Origin of the sequence: Pseudomonas sp. 102515, assembly GCF_031085165.1 — a bacterium.
Taxonomy (GTDB): domain Bacteria; phylum Pseudomonadota; class Gammaproteobacteria; order Pseudomonadales; family Pseudomonadaceae; genus Chryseomonas.
Genome location: NZ_JAVHTY010000003.1, coordinates 847,149 through 866,716, shown reverse-complemented (window position 1 = coordinate 866,716; position 19,568 = coordinate 847,149). Strand labels below are relative to the sequence as shown.

The following is a 19,568-nucleotide window of genomic DNA, read 5'->3' as shown; positions in this document are numbered from 1 at the left end:
CCTCGTGGCGAGGAAAACGAAAGGTCGGGTGCACAGCGCGCCGGTCAGATACCGGCAGGGACGAAATCAGGCGCGCCAGCGCCAACGGGCCAGGGCCTTGATGACTTTCATCCATGCTCGCGAGGAGCCTGTGCGGGTGACCACCACGATGCGATCTCTTGCTCTTGAGGCGGGGGTTGAAGGGCCACGTTAGCCTAGCCGGCGCGGCATGGCAACCGGCCGGCCACCTCGGCGTGCTAGATGAACAGCTCGCGCAGATCGTCGACGACCAGATCCGGCTGCTCGCTGGCGATGGGCTCGCCATGGTTGTAGCCATAGCTCAGGGCCACGCAGCGCACCCCGGCGGTGCGGGCGGCACGGATGTCGTTGCGCGAATCGCCGATGAACAGGGCCTGGCCGGCCGTCACGCCCGCCTGCTGCATGACCCACAGCAAGCCGGCCGGGTCCGGCTTCTGCTGCGGCAGGGTATCCCCGCCGACGATCCAGTCGAAGTCACCAAGGCCCATGTCGGCCAGCAGCGGCGCGACGAAGCGCTCCGGCTTGTTGGTGATCACCGCCAGGCGCACGCCCAGGGTACGCAGCAACGCCAGGCTGTCCAGCACGCCGGGATAGACGCGGGTCAGGGCATGGCTGCCGCCGTAGAGTTCCATGAACAAGGCCAGGGCGCTATCGGCAGCGGCATCGTCCACGGCGCCGTGCTCCATGTCATCGGCCAGGGCGCGACGCACCAGCACCCGGGCGCCGTTGCCGATCCACAGGCGCACCTTGTCCAGCCCCGCCGGCGCGCGGCCCAGGCGTGCGAGCATGGCGTCCACCGCAGCGGCCAGGTCCGGTGCCGAGTCCAGCAGAGTGCCGTCGAGGTCGAACATCACCAGGGCGGGCGGATGCCCGCGGCCGAGGCGTACCAGGGCGCTCATACCGAGCGGGCCTTGGCCAGTTCGGCGCGCATCGCCTGGATCACCGCGGCATAGTCGGGCTGGCCGAAGATGGCCGAGCCGGCGACGAAGGTGTCGGCCCCGGCGCGAGCGATCTCGCCGATGTTCTTGACGTTGACCCCGCCATCGATCTCCAGCCGGATCGACCGGCCGGAGGCATCGATCAGGGCGCGCGCCTCGCGCAACTTGTCGAGGGTGCCGGGAATGAACGTCTGGCCGCCGAAGCCAGGGTTGACGCTCATCAGCAGCACCATGTCGATCTTGTCCAGGACGTACTTGAGGACATCCAGCGAGGTGGCCGGATTGAACACCAGGCCGGCCCGGCAACCGCCATCCTTGATCAGCTGCAGCGAGCGATCGATATGCTCGGAGGCCTCGGGGTGGAAGGTGATGTCGGTGGCGCCGGCTTCGATGAAGTCGCCGATGATGCGATCGACCGGCTTGACCATCAGGTGCACGTCGATGGGCGCGGTCACCCCGTAGTTGCGCAGCGCCTTGCAGACCATGGGGCCGATGGTGAGATTCGGCACATAGTGGTTGTCCATCACGTCGAAATGGACCATGTCGGCACCGGCGGCGAGGACCTTGTCGACTTCCTCGCCCAGGCGGGCGAAATCGGCGGACAGGATCGAGGGGGCGATGGCGAAGGGTTGCATGGGATAGCCTCGGCGAAGGTTGAGGAGCGGCATTGTAACGGAGATCCGTCCACGGCTCGGGCATTCCCGCTGCCCCGGCGGGGCGAACGGCGGTAGGCTCGCCAGGGTCAACCGTGCCCTTGTCGAGGATTCCCGTCGATGTCGTCACCCGCCCTGCTGCCGCTGTGCCTCCTCCTGCTCGGCCTTGCCGCCCCGGCGCTCGCCGAAGAACCGCCCACCCCGGTCCCAGAAACGCCTGCGGCTCCGGCAGCCCTGGCCCCGGCGCTGGAGCGCAGCCAGGAGCAGCAGCAGGCGCTGATGCGGCAACTGCCCGCCGAGCAGCAAAAGACCCTACAGGCCGGCGACGAGTCCTTTCTCGCCTTGCTGGTGCCTGCCGCTCGTGCCAAGGCCGCCGGAACGGTGGTGCTGGTGCCGGGCGCTGGCGAATCGGCCGACTGGCCCAACGTGATAGCCCCAGTGCGCCAAGAGCTGCCCACTTACGGCTGGCAGACCATCAGCCTGAGCCTGCCCGACCCCTATGACCCGGTGGTGGCGATCGAGCGGGATACCGCCCCGGCGGACACCGACGCTCAGGCCAACAGCGAGCAGACGGCACCGCCGGTCACCGGTGGCAGCGGCACGGCGCCCGCCGCCCCGACCCAGGCCGAAGCCGGCAGCGGCGAACCGGCCCAGGCGGCGGTCGCGCCGGTCGATCCCGAAGCCGCGGCCAATGCCCAGGCCACCCGGGTGCTGGCCCGCATCGCCGCTGGCATCGACCTGGCACTGCAACAGGGCGCCAACCCCATCGTGCTGGTCGGCCACGGCACCGGCGCCTATTGGGCCGCGCGCTATCTGGCGGAAAAGGAACCGGCCGAGGTCAAGCAACTGGTGCTCATCGACGGTCGCGAGCCCCAGGGCCTGCCACCACGGCTGGACGCCACCATGGGCAAGACCGATCTGCAGATCGCCGACCTGGTGCATGCACCCGGACCGGCCGCCCAACGGCGCAAGGAGCGCGCGACGCAAAAGGCCAACAAGGGCTATCGGCAGATCGACCTGCCGGTGATTCCCGGCGACCGGGCCGCGGAGCAGGAGCAGACCGTCCGCCGTCTGCGCGCCTGGCTGGATCGGCTACCACCGGCCGCTAGCGGAAGCCCCGCCGCGTCTTGATCACCTGGTAGGCGGCATGCAGTTCGGCGGTACGCTGGGCAGCGGCATAGACCGCCGACTGGCCCGCCCCGGCACCGGCCTTCTTGTCGGGGTGATGGCGAGAGAGCAGCCGCCGATAGGCCTGCTTGACCGTGACGGCGTCGGCGTCATCGGTAACGCCGAGCAATTGCAGCGCCTTGCGATACTTCTCCTCGCTGCTCGGCTGGCGCGGAGCTGCCTGCACCGGCGGCTGCAGGGCCAGCACCTGGGCTTCGGCCAGACCCATCGCCTGCCCCCAGCCGAGGATCTCGTCGCGATCCCCGGGACGCACGCTGCCGCTGATCCAGACCATGCGCCAGCAGGCGCGGAGGATGCCCTCGCTGCGCTCGCTGAGACGCTGCAGGTCGGCCGCCGACGGCAGGGTGCCGCCCTTGCCCTGCTCGAAGGCAGCGATGGCCTTCTTGCGGTCGTCGGCGCCGAGCCCCAGCCGCTCGATCTCGCCTTCGGCCTGGCGGATATGGGCGGTCAGCACCCGCCCGCCGCGCTTGGCCAGCCGGCCGAGCATCTGGAATTGCGCCTGGTGCTCGAAGCGTCCGGGGCGTCCTTGCCAGCGCGCCTTCCAACCCGCCAGGGAGGTCAGCCCCAGCTGACGCTCGCCGGCATGGGCGAGCAGCGCCACCAGCAGTGCGCCGGGAATGCTGGCCACGGCCCAGCCGGCCAGGAAGCCCAGCACCGTCAGCGGCCAGAACCAGACCTTCAAGAAGCCGTCCCGAACAGCCGCTCCGCTTCCGCCAGGCGCTCCAGGGTGCCCACGTCCACCCAGCGACCGTCCAGCCACTGGCCCGAGACCTGTCCGGCGGCAATGGCGGGTCGCAACACGTCCACCAGCTTGAAGGCCCCGGCCGTGCGCTCGGCGAACAGCTGCGGATGCAGCACGGCGATGCCGCTGTAGGTGAGCCGCTCCGGGGCATCCAGGGTGATCCGCCCGTCCACCAGGCCGAAGTCGCCGTCCGGGTGATGCAGCGGATTGTCGACCAGCACCAGGTGCGCCAGGCAACCGGCTGGCAAGGCCAGGGTGCCGAAGGCAAAATCGGTGCGGATATCGCCATTGACCAGCACGAAGGGTGCGCTGCCCAGCAGCGGCAATGCGCGAAAGATGCCGCCCCCGGTCTCCAGCGGCTCGCCTTCGGCAGAGAAGCGGATGGTGACACCTAGTTGGCTGCCATCGCCGAGGGCCGCTTCCAGCTGGGCGCCCAGCCAGGCGTGATTGATCACCAGTTCGGTGATGCCTGCCGCCGCCAGTGCCTGGATGTGATGCTCGATCAGCGGCCGGCCGTTCACCTCGATCAGTGGCTTGGGCAGGCTCAGCGTCAGCGGTCGCATCCGCTCGCCCTTGCCCGCCGCCAGGATCATGGCCTTCATGCCTCGACCCGCTCCGCGTGCAGCTCGTCGAGCAAGGCGCCGAGATCGGCGAGCTCCGGTCGCCGCGCCACCACGGTCCGGATATAGGCAAGAAAGCGCGGGGTATCCGCGACGTAGCGCGGCTTGCCGTCGCGGTGCCAGATGCGGGCGAAGATGCCCATCACCTTGAGATGGCGCTGCACGCCCATCAGATCCGAGGCCCTTTGGAAATCGGCGAAGTCGACCTGCACCGGGATGCCGGCGGCACGCGCCTGCTCCCAGTAACCCAGCAGCCAGCGCTGCACCAGCGGCTCGGGCCAACTGAGGAAGGCATCCTTGAACAGGCTGGTGATGTCGTAGGTCACTGGCCCGATGACCGCATCCTGGAAGTCCAGCACGCCCGGACTGGGCGTACTGAGCATCAGGTTGCGCGGCATGAAGTCCCGGTGGACCAGCACCTGGGGTTGCGCCAGGGCGCTGTCGATCAGCACCTCGCAGACGGCCTGCCAGCGTTCGAGCTGACCGGTGCTGAAGGTCGTGTCCAGTTCGCGCCCCACGTACCACTCCGGAAACAGACTCAACTCGCGGGCGAGCAGAGTCCTGTCGTAGAGCGGCAGGCTGCCGTTCGTCGGCTGCCTGCCCTGGAAAGCCAGCAGGGCATCGATGGCCGCCTGGAAATAATCGTCGGCATTGGCCGCATTGATCACCTCCAGATAGGTCAGGGTGCCGAGATCGCTCAGCAGCAGGAATCCCCGCTCCAGATCCTGAGCCAGGATGCGCGGTACATGGACCCCGGCCTCGGCCAGCAGCGCGGCCACCTGGACGAACGGACGGCAGTCCTCCTGCGGCGGCGGCGCGTCCATCACGATCAGGCTGCGGCCCTCGCCCGCCCAGCGGAAATAACGGCGAAAGCTGGCATCGCTGCTGGCCGCGGTCAGGCTACCCTTAGGCACCTCGCCCCAGGCCTGCTCCCGGAAAATTTCCGGTAGAACGGTGGTCAGCCAGTCTTCTATCTGGTTTAAGCGAACATCTTCAGTCATTTACAGCGGATCCCTCGGCCCTAGCCGATGCGCAGGTCATGTTTTATTATCCGCTATCTTTTTGAGCCCATCGAGAGGCCGCGGCCCCTTAATGGCCGGCGTGCAGGACGACTTTAAGGATGGCCGTGAAAACCCCCGCGTTTCGCAGAAAATTTCCCCTCTTGGTAACCGGCAGCCTGCTCGCCATGCAGCCCGTCACCGCCCTTATCGCCGCCCCCGCCGAGCAGTTCAGCTGTAGCGCCGGAGCCGGCGGTGGCTGGTCGTGCAATACCCAGGCACCGACCACGGCCATTCCGCCCCGCCCCAGCAAGGGCGAGACCCAGGGCGTCGCGGCGGAACCCGCCACGCGCGAGGGCGACGCTGCCGTGCTGGTGACCGAGAGCAAGGGCCGCGCCCTCAAGTCCCGCAGCGCCGACTACAGCCACCTGGACTGGGTCCCGCGCGATCAGTTGACCCCGGCCCAGCTGGCCGAGACGGGTCCCTACTGCAGCGGTGCCTACGTCGAGCCGCAGCGTCCGGGCATGTACGACGACACCCCGACCGCCAAGGCCCCGACCTACATCTCCGCCAAGGCCTCGCGCTACGAGCAGGAGCAGCAGGTCGCCACCCTGGCCGGTGACGTGGTGCTGCGCCAGGGCGGCATGCAGGTGGAATCCCAGGAAGCCAACCTGCACCAGCTGGAAAATCGCGGCGAGCTCAAGGGCAACGTCAAATTCCGCGACAACGGCCTGCTGATGGTCGGCGACAAGGCCGATCTGCAGCTGGACAACGGCCAGGTCCAGGTCGACAACGCCGAATTTGTCATGCACCAGAGCCGGGCCCGCGGCAGCGCGCTCTACGCCAAGCGCGGCGACGACGCCATCATCCGCCTCAAGGATGGCACCTACACCACCTGCGAACCGGGCAGCAACGCCTGGCAGGTCAAGGGCAACACCGTCACCCTGAACCCGGCCACGGGCCTCGGCTACGCGACCAACGCCACGCTGCGGGTCAAGGACATCCCGGTCCTCTATACACCGTTCATCTATTTCCCGATCGACGACCGTCGGCAGTCCGGCTTCCTGGCGCCCTCGATCAGCACCTCCAGCGACACCGGCTTCGCGATCACCACGCCCTACTACTTCAACCTGGCGCCCAACTACGACGCCACCCTCTATCCGCGCTACATGGCCAAGCACGGCCTGCAGACCGAGGGCGACTTCCGCTACCTGACCCGCAGCAGCGAAGGCGAGGTCTACGGCTCCTACCTCAAGGACACCGACCCGGAGCACGAGGGCGAACCGGAAGCCACCGACAACCGCTGGCTGTACGGCTGGAAGAACCGCAGCGGTCTGGATTCGCGCCTGATGGCCGAGGTGGACTACACCCGCATCAGCGATCCCTACTACTTCCAGGACCTGGACACCGACCTCGGCATCAACAAGCCGACCTACGTCAACCAGCAGGGTCGCCTGACCTACCGCGGCGACACCTTCGTCGCCGGCCTCAACGCCCAGGCCTACCAGCTGGCCACGGTGTCCGACGTGACGCCCTACAACCGCCTGCCGCAGCTGACCCTGACCGGCGCCCTGCCCTACAACCCGGGCGGCCTGGACTTCACCTACGACACCGAGGCGGTGCGCTTCACCCGCAGCTTCGACGACAACACCTACTTCGACCTGGACGACAACGGCAATCGCACCAACGTGCGCAACCGCCCGGACGTCAACCTGTTCGGCCTGACCCGCGCCGAAGGCAATCGCTATCATGTCGAGCCGGGCATCGCCCGCCCGATGACCGCGTCCTGGGGCTTCCTGACGCCGTCGCTGCGCTATGCCTACACCCGCTACGACCTGGATCTGGACAGCACCGGCCAGAACGACCTGAACTCGCCGCTGGTCGGTGGTGGCCGTCGTGCCTCGGCCGGCTCCAGCGTGACCAGCTTCAACGACAGCCCGACCCGTTCGGTGCCGATCTTCAGCCTCGACAGCGGCCTCTACTTCGACCGCACCTCGAATCTGTTCGGCGAAGGCGGCAAGCAGACCCTGGAACCCCGCGCCAAGTACCTCTACGTACCCGACCGCGACCAGGACGATCTGCCGGTGTTCGATACCGGCGAATACACCTTCAGCTACAGCTCGCTGTGGCGCGACAACCGCTTCACCGGTCGCGACCGCATCGGCGACGCCAACCAGCTGGCCCTGGGTGCCACCAGCCGCTTCATCGAGCCCAATGGCTTCGAGCGCGCCAACGTGAGCTTCGGTCAGCTGTTCTACTTCCGCGACCGGGAAGTGCAACTGCCCGGCCTGACCAAGGACGACCTGGCCTACGCCCGCAGCCTGGGCCAGAACATCGACAATCCCCAGGCCACCACCTCGCGCTCGCCCTATGCCCTGGCCGGCATGTATCGCTTCAACCGCGACTGGCGCGTGAACGGCGAATTCAACTGGGATCCGACCCTGCACCAGACCGACTCCGGCAGCGTCATGTTCCACTACCAGCCGGAAGCCGAGCCGGGCAAGATCCTCAACGTCGGCTATCGCTATCGTGACAACGTCCGGGTGTTCGATCCGAACTTCGGCCGCTTCACCTACAACAGCGACGACTACAAGGTCGACCAGCACGACATCTCCTTCATCTGGCCGATCGTGCCCCAGTGGTCCGCGATTGCCCGCTGGCAGTTCGACTACAACAAGAGCCGCACCCTGGAGGCCTTCGGTGGCTTCGAATACGACAACTGCTGCTGGAAGCTGCGCCTGATCAGCCGCTACTGGCTCAAGAGCGAAGACGACGTCTTCTACACCGCCCAGAGCTCCGAAGCCGATCGCGGGATCTTCCTGCAGATCGTGCTCAAGGGACTCGGCAACGTCTTCGGCGGCAAGACCGAAGGCTTCCTGGACAGAGGCATTCAAGGCTATCGTGAACGTGAAGACCAAGCTATGTAACGCCCTGCGCCCGCTCGCCCTGGGCGCGGCGCTCGCTCTCTCCCCTCTGGCTCAGGCTGCCGTGGTTCCGCTGGACAAGGTCGTGGCCATCGTCGACAACGACGTGGTCATGCAGAGCCAGCTCGATCAGCGACTCAACGAGGTCAAGCAGAACATCACCCGCCGCGGCGCCGCAGCGCCGCCGGAAAGCGAGCTGCGCCAGCAGGTGCTCGAACGGCTGATCCTGGAAGACATCCAGATGCAGCTGGCCGGGCGCATGGGCGTGAAGATCTCCGACGAGGAGCTCAACCAGGCCGTGGCCACCATCGCCCAGCGCAATGGCCTGAGCGTGGCCGAATTCCGCCAGGCCCTGGCCCGCGACGGTCTCTCCTACGACGCCGCCCGCGAGCAGGTCCGGCGCGAGATGATGATCAGCCGGGTGCGTCAGCGTCAGGTCGGTCAGCGCGTGCAGGTCACCCAGCAGGAGGTGCAGAACTTCCTCGCCTCGGACCTGGGCAAGCTGCAGCTGTCCGAAGAGTATCGCCTGGCCAACATCCTGATCCCCGCGGCGGACAACGCCGGCACCGCCGGTCTCGACGCCGCCGCGCGCCAGGCCCAGGACACCTACAACCAGCTGCGCCAGGGCGCCGACTTCAACCAGCTGGCCATCGCCCGTTCGGCCGGTGACAACGCCCTCGACGGTGGCGAGATCGGCTGGCGCAAGGCCGCCCAGCTGCCCCCGCCCTTCGATCGCCTGATCGGCAGTGTCGGCGTCGGCGGCATCACGCAGCCGGTGCGCGTGCCCGGCGGCTTCGTGATCCTCAAGGTGGAAGAGAAGCGCGGAGGCGAGGCCAGCATCGTCGACGAGGTGCACGTCCGGCACATCCTGCTCAAGCCCAATGCCGTGCGCAGCGATGCCGAGACCCAGCGCCTGGCCGCGCGCCTGCGCGAGCGCATCCAGAACGGCGAGAGCTTCGCCACCCTGGCCAAGAGCTTCTCGGAAGACCCGGGCTCGGCGCTCAATGGCGGCGACCTGGGCTGGATCAACCCGGAATCCCTGGTCCCGGAATTCCGCGAGGTGATGAACAACTCGCCGGTCAACCAGCTGTCGCAGCCGTTCCGCACCGCCTTCGGCTGGCACATTCTGGAAGTCCTGGGCCGTCGGGCCACCGACAATACCCAGCAGGCGCGCGAGCAGCAGGCGTTGAATCTCCTGCGTAGCCGCAAGTACGACCAGGAACTGCAGACCTGGTTGCGCCAGATCCGCGACGAAGCCTACGTCGAGATCAAGCAGTAACCCCAAGGCCGCGGGCACCCCCTGCGGCCTTCTTGTTTCCGGAGCCCGCCATGGCCCTGCGCTTCGCCCTGACCCCCGGTGAGCCCGCCGGTATCGGTCCCGACCTCTGCCTGCTGCTGGCCTGCGTGACCCAGCCCCACGCCCTGATCGCCATCGCCAGCCGTGACCTCCTGGCCGCTCGCGCGATCGAGCTGGGACTCGCCATCGACCTCATCGACGTCACCCCCGCGGCCTGGCCCGACCGTCCGGCACCAGCCGGTGCCCTCTATGTCTGGGACACCCCTCTAGGCGCCTCCGTGGTGACCGGCCAGCTCGACACCGCCAATGCAGCCTATGTCCTGGAAACCCTGACCCGCGCCGGCCAAAGCTGCCTCGACGGCACCTTCGCCGGGATGATCACCGCGCCGGTGCACAAGGGCGTGATCAATGAAGGCGGCGTGGCCTTTTCCGGCCACACCGAATTTCTCGCCGAGCTGACCCACACCCCCCAGGTGGTGATGCTGCTGGCGACCGCCGGCCTGAGAGTGGCCCTGGTCACCACCCATCTGCCACTGCGCGAGGTGGCCGATGCCATCGATCGCCAGACGCTGCTGGACGTGACCCGCATCCTGCATGGTGATCTGCAGCGCTACTTCGGTGTGGCCCGGCCACGCATCCTGGTCTGCGGTCTCAATCCCCATGCCGGCGAAGGCGGTCACCTGGGCCGTGAAGAGATCGAGATCATCGAGCCGGCGCTGGACAGCCTGCGCGCCGAAGGCCTCGACCTCGTCGGGCCGCTGCCCGCCGATACCCTCTTCACGCCCAAGCACCTCGAGCACTGCGACGCGGTCCTGGCCATGTACCACGACCAGGGCCTGCCAGTGCTCAAGCACAAGGGTTTCGGCGCCGCGGTCAACGTGACCCTGGGCCTGCCGATCATCCGCACCTCGGTCGACCATGGCACCGCCCTCGACCTGGCTGGCAGCGGACGCATCGATACCGGCAGTCTGAAGGTTGCCCTGGAGACCGCCTACAGCATGGCGGCCCATCGTCGTTCGGTGACCTAAGAGGCTATACATAACCTCGCGAGCTAGAGTCAAACCAGGCGAAAAGTCCTGAGGAAGCGGAGTTTACAAATGGTAAATGAGCATTCCGAAGGTCTTTTCAACGCAGTTTGGCCGACGTGCAGCAGGTTATGAACAGGGTCTGAGCGCTCCGGTGACGGTAAAGGGTCTGCTAAACTGGTAGGTCTTTGCCGTCTTGAAATCGCAGGCCCGCTGCCTGCGCCGGAGCACCTGATGACCGAGCTCTACCAACACCGCGCCCGCAAGAGGTTCGGCCAGAATTTCCTGCACGACGCCGGGGTGATCCATCGCATCCTGCGCGCCATCCACGGTCGACCCGGCGAGCGCCTGCTGGAAATCGGTCCGGGCCAGGGCGCCCTGACCGAAGGCCTGCTCGGCAGTGGCGCCCGGCTCGACGTCATCGAGCTGGACCAGGACCTGATTCCCCTGCTCCGACTCAAGTTCGGCCTCAATCCGCTGTTCACCCTGCACCAGGGTGACGCCATGAAGTACGACCTCTCCAGCATCGCCGCCGGCGATCGACTGCGGGTGGTGGGCAACCTGCCCTACAACATTTCCACACCGCTGATCTTCCACCTGCTCAGCTTCGCCGACATCATCGCCGACATGCACTTCATGCTGCAGAAGGAAGTGGTGGAACGCCTGGCCGCGGTGCCCGGCAATGGCGACTGGGGTCGGCTGTCGATCATGGTGCAGTACCACTGCCGCGTGGAGCACCTGTTCAATGTCGGTCCGGGCGCCTTCAATCCGCCGCCCAAGGTGGATTCGGCCATCGTGCGCCTGGTGCCCCACACCGAGCGCCCCCATGTGGCGCGCGACCCAGTTCTGCTCGAGCGCGTCGTCCGCGAGGCTTTCGGCCAGCGGCGCAAGACCCTCAGGAACACCCTCAAGGGCACCCTGGACAGCGCCGCCATCGAAGCCGCCGACGTCGACCCGGGGCTGCGTCCGGAGCAGTTGGACCTGGCCGCCTATGTGCGCCTGGCCAACCAGCTGGCGTCCAGTTGAAGCCCTTCCATCCGTATCTGCCGAGAATCCTTTCGTGACCGAGCCCGATCCGCGCTACCTCATCACCGTGCAGGTCACCACCCGCTACCTGCCCGAACAATCCAGCGCCAGCCAGGAGCGCTACGCCTTCGCCTACGACGTGAGCATCCGCAATGATGGCCGGCTGCCGGCGCAGCTGCTCAGCCGCCACTGGATCATCACCGACGGCAATGGCGAGGTGCAGGAAGTGCGCGGCCCGGGCGTGGTGGGCGAGCAGCCGCTGATCGCTCCGGGCGAAACCCACAGCTATTCCAGTGGCACCCTGATGCCGACCCAGGTGGGCAGCATGAGGGGCAGCTACCAGATGGTCGCCAGCGATGGCCATACCTTCGAGGCCATCATCCCCACCTTCCGCCTGGCCGTACCCGGCTCGCTGCACTAGTGTGGTGTTTCAGAAATTATCTACACAATTTTGGCGGCGCTTTTTCGCCCTGGGCAGCGTTGCTACTCCTCGCCATAGCCCTGCTATGACTCGTCGCAGCGCCTGGCCCAGACCAAAAAATCACTCGCCAAAACTTGCGCGAACTTCTAAAACCCCACACCAGGAGTCCCGATGACGCTGTACGCCGTTGGCGACCTGCAAGGTTGCCTCGACCCGCTCAAATGCCTCCTCGACGAGGTCCGCTTCGATCCCGCGCAGGACCGCCTCTGGCTGGTGGGTGATCTGGTCAACCGCGGACCGCAGTCCCTGGAAACCCTGAGATACCTGTACGGGATGCGCGATTCGCTGGTCAGCGTCCTGGGCAACCACGACCTGCACCTGCTGGCGGTGGCCTTCGGCGGCGCCAGGCTGAAGAAGCAGGACACCCTGAGCGACATCCTCGCCGCGCCCGACCGCGACGAGTTGCTGCACTGGCTGCGCCACCTGCCGCTGATCCAGCACGATGCCGGGCGCAACTGCGTACTGGTCCACGCCGGCCTGCCGCCGCAATGGACGCTGGCCCAGGCCATGAGCCTGGCGGGCGAAGTGGAAGCCGTGTTGCGCGATGATCAGGCCCATGTGCCCTTTCTCGAGCAGATGTATGGCAACGAGCCGGCACTCTGGCAAGATGAGCTGCAGGGCCAGGAGCGCCTGCGCCTGATCACCAACTACCTGACGCGCATGAGATTCTGCAGCCCGGAAGGTCGTCTGGAATTCAAGAGCAAGGAAGGCCTGGACAGCGCGCCGGCCGGTTTCGCCCCCTGGTTCAGCCACGATCATCGGCTGACCCGCGACGTGCGCATCCTGTTCGGCCACTGGGCCGCGCTCAAGGGTCGCTGCGCGGCGCCCAATGTCGAGGCGCTCGACAGCGGCTGCGTCTGGGGCGGCGACATGACCCTGCTCGACGTCGACGGCAACCGCCGTCATCTCTGCAGTTGCAAGGAGAAGAAATGAGCGAATTCACCTGTATCTCCCCCGAACAGGCGCTGGAACTGCGCAGCGAGGGTGCGCGGATCGTCGACATCCGCGATCCGCACAGCTACGCCACCCTGCACGTCGCCGGCGCCCAACGCCTCGACAACCAGAACATCCACGACTTCATCGCCGCCGCCGATCTCGACGCGCCGCTGCTGGTGTTCTGCTACCACGGCCACTCCAGCCAGAGCGCGGCGGCCTTTCTGGCCGGCCAGGGCTTCAGCCAGGTCTACAGCGTCGACGGCGGCTTCGAAAACTGGCGCACCCGCTATCCCGAGCAGACCGAAAGTGGCGCGACCGTTTAACACAGCGGCTTGACGCTGTGGTTACAAGAATAAACCGAATTGGCTCTTCCACATCTCGCAGATAGGACTATTCTGGAATCAGGCCCTCCGGAAACGGCGGGTTCGATAACCGGCTTTGGACCATCGGTGTAACCACTGGAGATTCGGGGGAATTCCAGGGGGACCGTTTCCATCGGTCTCCTTCGTGCGTCTCTCGAAACCCAACCCTACTTCTGCAGGCGGATCGATTAGGCAAGACGACAACGAAGGTAGTAGAGACGTTATCTTTCGTCGCCCGGCATGACCGCTCCCCACCGGCAGCAAGGCAAGGCTCCAGGCATCGATGCCAAGCTGGTCCAGGGTATCCAGCGAGGAGACGTCATGAGCATTTTCAGTCACTTCCAGGGGCGTTTTGAAGCGACTCGCCAGGAAGAGTATTCCCTTCAGGAATACCTTGAGATCTGCAAGAAGGATCGTACCGCCTTTGCCAGTGCCGCCGAGCGCATGCTCATGGCCATCGGCGAACCCGAACTGGTGGACACCACCAGTGATTCACGCCTGTCCCGCATCTTTTCCAACAAGGTCATCCGCCGCTACCCCGCCTTTGCCGACTTCCATGGCATGGAAGACTGCATCGAGCAGATCGTGTCCTACTTCCGCCATGCGGCGCAGGGCCTGGAAGAGAAGAAGCAGATCCTCTATCTGCTCGGCCCGGTGGGTGGCGGCAAATCGTCCCTCGCGGAAAAACTCAAGCACCTGATCGAGAAGGTCCCCTTCTACGCCATCAAGGGCTCGCCGGTGTTCGAATCGCCCCTGGGGCTGTTCAATCCCGACGAAGACGGCCAGATCCTCGAAGAGGACTACGGCATCCCCCGCCACTACCTGCGCAGCATCATGTCGCCCTGGGCGGCCAAGCGCCTGCAGGAATTCGGCGGCGACATCAGCAAATTCCGGGTGGTCAAGCTCTACCCCTCCATCCTCAACCAGATCGCCATCGCCAAGACCGAACCGGGTGACGAGAACAACCAGGACATCTCCGCCCTGGTGGGCAAGGTGGACATCCGCAAGCTGGAGGAATACCCGCAGAACGACGCGGACGCCTACAGCTACTCCGGCGCCCTGTGCCGCGCGAACCAGGGCCTGATGGAATTCGTGGAGATGTTCAAGGCCCCGATCAAGGTCCTCCACCCCCTGCTGACCGCCACCCAGGAAGGCAACTACAACAGCACCGAAGGCCTCGGCGCCCTGCCCTACAGCGGCATCATCCTGGCCCACTCCAACGAATCCGAGTGGCACACCTTCCGCAACAACAAGAACAACGAGGCCTTCATCGACCGGATCTACATCGTCAAGGTGCCCTACTGCCTGCGCGTCTCCGACGAGATCCACATCTACGACAAGCTGCTGGTCAACAGCTCCCTGGCCAACGCCCATTGCGCGCCGGACACCCTGAAGATGCTGGCCCAGTTCTCGGTGCTCTCCCGCCTCAAGGAACCGGAAAACTCCAACATCTACTCGAAGATGCGCGTCTACGACGGCGAAAACCTCAAGGACACCGACCCCAAGGCCAAGTCGATCCAGGAATACCGCGACAGCGCCGGCGTCGACGAGGGCATGAACGGCCTCTCCACCCGCTTCGCCTTCAAGATCCTCTCGCGGGTGTTCAACTTCGACGCCAACGAGATCGCGGCCAACCCGGTGCACCTGCTCTATGTCCTGGAGCAGCAGATCGAAGCCGAGCAGTTCCCGGCCGAGACCCGCGAGCGCTACATGAGATTCATCAAGGAATACCTGGCGCCGCGCTACGTGGAATTCATCGGCAAGGAGATCCAGACCGCCTACCTCGAGTCCTACAGTGAATACGGCCAGAACATCTTCGACCGCTACGTGCTCTACGCGGACTTCTGGATCCAGGATCAGGAATACCGCGATCCGGAAACCGGCGAGATCCTCAACCGCGCCTCGCTCAACGAGGAACTGGAGAAGATCGAGAAACCGGCCGGCATCAGCAATCCGAAGGATTTCCGCAACGAAATCGTCAACTTCGTGTTGCGCGCCCGTGCCAACAATAACGGCAAGAATCCGAGCTGGCTGTCCTACGAGAAGCTGCGCGCGGTGATCGAGAAGAAGATGTTCTCCAACACCGAGGAGCTCCTGCCGGTCATCAGCTTCAATGCCAAGGCCAGCAAGGAAGATCAGCAGAAGCACAGCGATTTCGTGACCCGCATGGTCCAGCGCGGCTACACCGAGAAGCAGGTACGACTGCTGTCCGAGTGGTATTCACGGGTACGCAAGTCGCAGTAAGGCAGCCTGAGGCTGAACCCGCGACGACGCGCCAGCCGCGTCGTCGCGGTGTCCTGCAATAGCCCGGAGGGCCTGTATGAGCTATGTCATCGACCGGCGTCTAAACGGCAAGAACAAGAGCACGGTGAACCGCACGCGTTTTCTGCGGCGTTATCGTGAGCACATCAAGAAGGCGGTCGAGGAAGCCGTGAGCCGGCGCTCTATCACCGACATGGAGCACGGCGAACAGATCAGCATTCCTGCCCGCGACATCGACGAGCCCGCGCTGTACCAGGGCAAGGGCGGACGCCAGACCATCGTCCATCCGGGCAACAAGGAATTCGTCAGCGGCGAACGCATCCCGCGCCCCCAGGGTGGCGGCGGTGGCCAGGGCCAGGGCAAGGCCAGCAACAGCGGCGAGGGCATGGACGAATTCGCCTTCCAGATCACCCAGGACGAATTCCTCGACTTCATGTTCGAGGACCTGGAGCTGCCCAACCTGGTCAAGAAGCAGCTGACCGGCACCGACACCTTCAAGACGGTACGCGCCGGCATCAGCAACGAGGGCAACCCCGCCCGCATCAACATCATCCGTACCCTGCGCGCCTCCCATGCGCGGCGCATCGCCCTCTCCGGCGGCAGTCGCAACAAGCTGCGCGAAGCCAAGGCCGAACTGGCTCGCCTGCGGATCGAAGAGCCGGATAACCTGGGCGACATCCAGACGCTGGAAGCCGAGATCGAGCGGCTGCGCGCGCGCATCGACAAGGTGCCTTTCCTCGACACCTTCGACCTCAAGTACAACCTGCTGTCCAAGCAGCCCAGCCCCAGCTCCAAGGCGGTGATGTTCTGCCTGATGGACGTCTCCGGCTCCATGACCCAGGCCACCAAGGACATCGCCAAGCGCTTCTACATCCTGCTCTACCTGTTTCTCAAGCGGAACTACGAGCGCATCGAGGTGGTGTTCATCCGTCACCACACCAGCGCCAAGGAAGTGGACGAGGAAGAGTTCTTCTACTCCCGGGAAACCGGCGGCACCATCGTCTCCAGCGCCCTAAAGCTGATGCAGGAGGTCATGGCCGCGCGTTATCCGGTCAACGAGTGGAATCTCTATGCCGCCCAGGCCTCCGACGGCGACAACTGGAACGACGACTCGCCCCTCTGCCGGGAGATCCTGACCAAGCAGATCCTGCCGTTCATGCAGTACTACACCTATGTGGAGATCACCCCGCGCGAGCACCAGGCGCTGTGGTACGAATACGAGAACGTGCGTGGCAGCTTCCCGGATTCCTTCTCGCAGCAGCAGATCGTCTCAGCGGGTGATATCTATCCCGTGTTCCGCGAACTGTTCCAGCGGAGACTCGTGTCATGAAACGTGAGCCCATCTCCACCGGCTCGGAATGGACCTTCGAGCTGATCCAGACCTACGACCGGGAGATCGCCCGGATTGCCAAGCGCTATGCGCTGGACACTTACCCCAACCAGATCGAGGTGATCACCGCCGAGCAGATGATGGATGCCTATGCCTCCGTCGGCATGCCCATCGGCTACAACCACTGGTCCTACGGCAAGCACTTCCTGCACACCGAGAAGCACTACAGCCGGGGTCAGATGGGCCTGGCCTACGAGATCGTGATCAATTCCGATCCCTGCATCGCCTACCTCATGGAAGAGAACACCATGACCATGCAGGCGCTGGTGATCGCCCACGCCTGTTATGGCCACAACAGCTTCTTCAAGGGCAACTACCTGTTCCGCACCTGGACCGATGCCAGCTCCATCATCGACTACCTGGTGTTCGCCAAGCAGTACATCACCCAGTGCGAGGAACGCCATGGCATCGATGCCGTGGAAGAACTGCTGGATTCCTGCCATGCGCTGATGAACTACGGGGTGGATCGCTACAAGCGGCCCTACCCCATCTCCGCTGCCGAGGAACGCCAGCGGCAGAAGGAGCGCGAGGAGCAGTTGCAGCGCCAGGTCAACGACCTCTGGCGGACCATTCCCAAGATGGCCGGCAAGGAGCTGCATGACGAAGGCGCGCGCTTTCCCAGCGAACCCCAGGAAAACATCCTCTATTTCGTGGAAAAGCACGCGCCGCTGCTGGAGCCCTGGCAGCGCGAGGTGATCCGCATCGTGCGCAAGATCGCCCAGTACTTCTATCCCCAGCGCCAGACCCAGGTGATGAACGAAGGCTGGGCCACCTTCTGGCACTACACTTTGCTCAACGATCTCTACGACGAGGGCCTGGTCACCGAAGGCTTCATGTTCGAATTCCTGCAATCCCACGCCGGGGTGATCTACCAGCCGGGCTTCGACAGTCCCTACTACAGCGGCATCAACCCCTACACCCTGGGCTTCGCCATGTTCCGCGACATCCGCCGCATCTGCGAAGACCCTACGGAAGAAGACCGCCGCTGGTTCCCCGACATCGCCGGCAGCGACTGGCTGGCCACCGTCACCTTCGCCATGAAGAGCTTCAAGGACGAAAGCTTCATCCTGCAATACCTCTCGCCCAAGGTGATCCGCGACCTCAAGCTGTTCAGCATCCTCGATGATGACCAGCGCGACGAACTGGAAGTGGCGGCCATCCACGACGACGGCGGCTATCGCCTGATCCGGGAGCAACTCGCCGCCCAGTACAACCTGGGCAATCGCGAGCCCAATGTGCAGATCTGGAACGTGGACCGGCGCGGCGATCGTTCGCTCACCCTTCGCCATTTCCAGCACGATCGCAAGCCGCTGGGCAACTCCACGGACGAGGTGCTCAAGCACCTGCACCGGCTCTGGGGGTTCGACATTCGCCTGGAAAGCATGAGGGGCGAAGACGTTGCGCAGAGTTTCCAGGTTCCGCCCCGCCACGAGAGTCGCGACCATGACCGGCGGCTGGATCTGGCTTCGCCGATCTGAGCGGAGCCGGTCTTTCGGGCTATCCTAGACCTCCGCAAGGAGGTCTTTTTCTATGCAAATCTACAAGGTGGGTGGCGCCGTACGCGATCGCCTGCTCGGTCGACCGGTGACCGAAGTCGACTGGGTCGTGGTGGGCGCCACCGCCGAAGCCCTCGCCGCCCAGGGCTTTCGCCCGGTAGGAGCCGACTTTCCGGTCTTCCTGCACCCCGAGACGGGTGAGGAGTACGCCCTGGCCCGTACCGAACGCAAGAGCGGGCGCGGCTATGGCGGCTTTACCTTTCATGCCGCGCCCGACGTCACCCTCGAACAGGATCTGATCCGCCGCGACCTGACCGTCAATGCCATGGCCGAAGACGACGAGGGACAGGTCATAGACCCCTATGGCGGGCGCGCCGATCTCCAGGCACGTCTGTTGCGCCACGTCTCCCCCGCCTTCGCCGAAGACCCCCTGCGTGTGCTGCGCGTGGCCCGCTTCGCCGCCCGCTATTGCACCCTGGGTTTCCAAGTGGCGCCCGAGACGCTGCTGCTGATGCAGGAGATGGTCGCCAGCGGCGAGCTGGATGCGCTGACCGCCGAGCGGTTGTGGAAGGAAATCTCGCGCGCCCTGCTCGAAGAGCGGCCCGATGTCTTCATTCGGGTGCTGCACGACTGCGGCGCCCTGACCGCGCTCCTGCCGGAGGTGGCTGCCGGATTCGCCGGCGAGCAGCCCGAGCCGGGCGCCCGGGTCCATGCCATCCTGCGCCAGAGCGCCGAGGCCCAGGCCTCGCTGAACGTGCGCTGGGCCTGCCTGTTGCTGGACGTACCGGAAGAGCAACACGCGGCTATCAGCGCCCGCCTCAAGGTCCCGCGTGACCCGGCCGAGCTGGCATTGCTGCTGGCACGTCATTGGCCCACGGCCCTGCAAGCGCGGCAGCTGACGCCAGCAGCCTGGTTCGAGCTGCTGCAGGGTTTCGATGTGCTACGCCGTCCGGCGCGCTTCGAGGAATTCCTCCAGGCCTGCGCCTGTGCGGCGGCGGTCAGGACCGACGAGGGCGAACTACCGCTGGCCCTGCTGCGCCAGGCGGCCGAGGTATTGCGCGAGGTCGAGGTCCAGCCCCTGGTCGCCCAGGGCTTCAAGGGTGCAGCCCTCGGCGAGGCACTCAAACAGGCCCGCATCGACGCCCTGGCGCAGCTGTCGTAGGTTGGCGCTGAGCGCAGCGAAGCCCAACAACCCAACCACGGAGCACCGTT

At 65.4% G+C, this 19,568-nt stretch carries 16 protein-coding genes and 1 pseudogene; 12 read left to right on the top strand and 5 right to left on the bottom strand.

What is annotated here, in order from left to right:
• Positions 1–66: 66 nt before the first annotated feature.
• Together RCF34_RS15415 and rpe are read right to left on the bottom strand one after the other, a co-directional pair.
• Positions 67–917 (bottom strand): annotated as a pseudogene (locus RCF34_RS15415) (phosphoglycolate phosphatase).
• Positions 914–1,591, bottom strand: a complete 678-nt coding sequence (gene rpe / locus RCF34_RS15410) for a ribulose-phosphate 3-epimerase (RefSeq protein ID WP_308708929.1) — start codon at positions 1,589–1,591, stop codon at positions 914–916. Before rpe ends, RCF34_RS15415 begins: the two are co-directional and overlap by 4 nt.
• A gap of 138 nt (positions 1,592–1,729) precedes the next feature.
• Between rpe and RCF34_RS15405 the strand changes: the two genes are divergently transcribed.
• Entirely contained in the window at positions 1,730–2,740 is a 1,011-nt protein-coding gene (locus RCF34_RS15405) for a DUF3530 family protein (RefSeq protein WP_308708928.1), read from the top strand.
• Here the strand turns inward: RCF34_RS15405 and RCF34_RS15400 are convergent.
• The 3 genes from RCF34_RS15400 to RCF34_RS15390 are packed head-to-tail and all read right to left on the bottom strand — an operon-like array spanning position 2,715 to position 5,160.
• Positions 2,715–3,479: a DnaJ domain-containing protein gene (locus tag RCF34_RS15400; RefSeq protein ID WP_308708927.1), complete on the bottom strand. Its 765-nt coding sequence runs from the start codon at positions 3,477–3,479 to the stop codon at positions 2,715–2,717. The genes RCF34_RS15405 and RCF34_RS15400 overlap by 26 nt on opposite strands.
• Complete coding sequence (murU, locus tag RCF34_RS15395) at positions 3,476–4,141, bottom strand: N-acetylmuramate alpha-1-phosphate uridylyltransferase MurU (protein WP_308708926.1); 666 nt, start codon at positions 4,139–4,141, stop codon at positions 3,476–3,478. Before murU ends, RCF34_RS15400 begins: the two co-directional genes overlap by 4 nt.
• Entirely contained in the window at positions 4,138–5,160 is a 1,023-nt protein-coding gene (locus tag RCF34_RS15390) for a phosphotransferase (RefSeq protein WP_308708925.1), read from the bottom strand. The genes murU and RCF34_RS15390 overlap by 4 nt, the downstream gene beginning before the upstream one ends.
• A gap of 119 nt (positions 5,161–5,279) precedes the next feature.
• Between RCF34_RS15390 and RCF34_RS15385 the strand changes: the two genes are divergently transcribed.
• The 11 genes from RCF34_RS15385 (at position 5,280) to RCF34_RS15335 (ending at position 19,518) form a co-directional block, all read left to right on the top strand.
• Entirely contained in the window at positions 5,280–8,084 is a 2,805-nt protein-coding gene (locus RCF34_RS15385) for an LPS-assembly protein LptD (RefSeq protein ID WP_308708924.1), read from the top strand.
• The gene (locus RCF34_RS15380; protein ID WP_308708989.1) at positions 8,065–9,360 is read left to right on the top strand and encodes a peptidylprolyl isomerase; all 1,296 of its coding nucleotides are present in this window, start codon (positions 8,065–8,067) and stop codon (positions 9,358–9,360) included. Before RCF34_RS15385 ends, RCF34_RS15380 begins: the two co-directional genes overlap by 20 nt.
• A gap of 50 nt (positions 9,361–9,410) precedes the next feature.
• On the top strand, positions 9,411–10,406 hold the full coding sequence (gene pdxA, locus RCF34_RS15375; RefSeq protein ID WP_308708923.1) for a 4-hydroxythreonine-4-phosphate dehydrogenase PdxA: 996 nt from the start codon (positions 9,411–9,413) through the stop codon (positions 10,404–10,406).
• Between the two features lie 231 nt (positions 10,407–10,637).
• Positions 10,638–11,429: a 16S rRNA (adenine(1518)-N(6)/adenine(1519)-N(6))-dimethyltransferase RsmA gene (gene rsmA / locus RCF34_RS15370; protein WP_017640354.1), complete on the top strand. Its 792-nt coding sequence runs from the start codon at positions 10,638–10,640 to the stop codon at positions 11,427–11,429.
• A 34-nt stretch (positions 11,430–11,463) separates the two neighbouring features.
• Positions 11,464–11,850: a Co2+/Mg2+ efflux protein ApaG gene (gene apaG, locus RCF34_RS15365; protein ID WP_308708922.1), complete on the top strand. Its 387-nt coding sequence runs from the start codon at positions 11,464–11,466 to the stop codon at positions 11,848–11,850.
• A gap of 171 nt (positions 11,851–12,021) precedes the next feature.
• Positions 12,022–12,843 (top strand): symmetrical bis(5'-nucleosyl)-tetraphosphatase, encoded by an 822-nt coding sequence (locus tag RCF34_RS15360; RefSeq protein WP_308708921.1) that lies wholly within the window; start codon positions 12,022–12,024, stop codon positions 12,841–12,843.
• On the top strand, positions 12,840–13,169 hold the full coding sequence (gene glpE, locus RCF34_RS15355) for a thiosulfate sulfurtransferase GlpE (protein ID WP_308708920.1): 330 nt from the start codon (positions 12,840–12,842) through the stop codon (positions 13,167–13,169). The genes RCF34_RS15360 and glpE overlap by 4 nt, the downstream gene beginning before the upstream one ends.
• A 360-nt stretch (positions 13,170–13,529) precedes the next feature.
• Positions 13,530–15,452 (top strand): PrkA family serine protein kinase, encoded by a 1,923-nt coding sequence (locus RCF34_RS15350; RefSeq protein ID WP_158891495.1) that lies wholly within the window; start codon positions 13,530–13,532, stop codon positions 15,450–15,452.
• Between the two features lie 76 nt (positions 15,453–15,528).
• Complete coding sequence (locus RCF34_RS15345) at positions 15,529–16,800, top strand: YeaH/YhbH family protein (protein WP_308708919.1); 1,272 nt, start codon at positions 15,529–15,531, stop codon at positions 16,798–16,800.
• Positions 16,797–18,338, top strand: coding sequence for a SpoVR family protein (locus RCF34_RS15340; RefSeq protein ID WP_308708917.1), 1,542 nt, complete (start codon positions 16,797–16,799; stop codon positions 18,336–18,338). The genes RCF34_RS15345 and RCF34_RS15340 overlap by 4 nt, the downstream gene beginning before the upstream one ends.
• A gap of 52 nt (positions 18,339–18,390) precedes the next feature.
• Complete coding sequence (locus tag RCF34_RS15335; RefSeq protein ID WP_308708916.1) at positions 18,391–19,518, top strand: multifunctional CCA addition/repair protein; 1,128 nt, start codon at positions 18,391–18,393, stop codon at positions 19,516–19,518.
• Positions 19,519–19,568 lie beyond the last annotated feature (50 nt).

Excerpts from the sequence above, each read along its gene's own strand:
- RCF34_RS15345 (WP_308708919.1), top strand. The coding sequence starts at position 15,529 with ATGAGCTATGTCATCGACCGGCGTCTAAACGGCAAGAACAAGAGCACG.
- rpe (WP_308708929.1), bottom strand. The coding sequence starts at position 1,591 with ATGCAACCCTTCGCCATCGCCCCCTCGATCCTGTCCGCCGATTTCGCC.
- RCF34_RS15405 (WP_308708928.1), top strand. The coding sequence starts at position 1,730 with ATGTCGTCACCCGCCCTGCTGCCGCTGTGCCTCCTCCTGCTCGGCCTT.
- RCF34_RS15385 (WP_308708924.1), top strand. The coding sequence starts at position 5,280 with ATGGCCGTGAAAACCCCCGCGTTTCGCAGAAAATTTCCCCTCTTGGTA.
- rsmA (WP_017640354.1), top strand. The coding sequence starts at position 10,638 with ATGACCGAGCTCTACCAACACCGCGCCCGCAAGAGGTTCGGCCAGAAT.
- pdxA (WP_308708923.1), top strand. The coding sequence starts at position 9,411 with ATGGCCCTGCGCTTCGCCCTGACCCCCGGTGAGCCCGCCGGTATCGGT.
- murU (WP_308708926.1), bottom strand. The coding sequence starts at position 4,141 with ATGAAGGCCATGATCCTGGCGGCGGGCAAGGGCGAGCGGATGCGACCG.
- RCF34_RS15360 (WP_308708921.1), top strand. The coding sequence starts at position 12,022 with ATGACGCTGTACGCCGTTGGCGACCTGCAAGGTTGCCTCGACCCGCTC.
- RCF34_RS15390 (WP_308708925.1), bottom strand. The coding sequence starts at position 5,160 with ATGACTGAAGATGTTCGCTTAAACCAGATAGAAGACTGGCTGACCACC.
- RCF34_RS15335 (WP_308708916.1), top strand. The coding sequence starts at position 18,391 with ATGCAAATCTACAAGGTGGGTGGCGCCGTACGCGATCGCCTGCTCGGT.
- RCF34_RS15350 (WP_158891495.1), top strand. The coding sequence starts at position 13,530 with ATGAGCATTTTCAGTCACTTCCAGGGGCGTTTTGAAGCGACTCGCCAG.
- glpE (WP_308708920.1), top strand. The coding sequence starts at position 12,840 with ATGAGCGAATTCACCTGTATCTCCCCCGAACAGGCGCTGGAACTGCGC.
- RCF34_RS15340 (WP_308708917.1), top strand. The coding sequence starts at position 16,797 with ATGAAACGTGAGCCCATCTCCACCGGCTCGGAATGGACCTTCGAGCTG.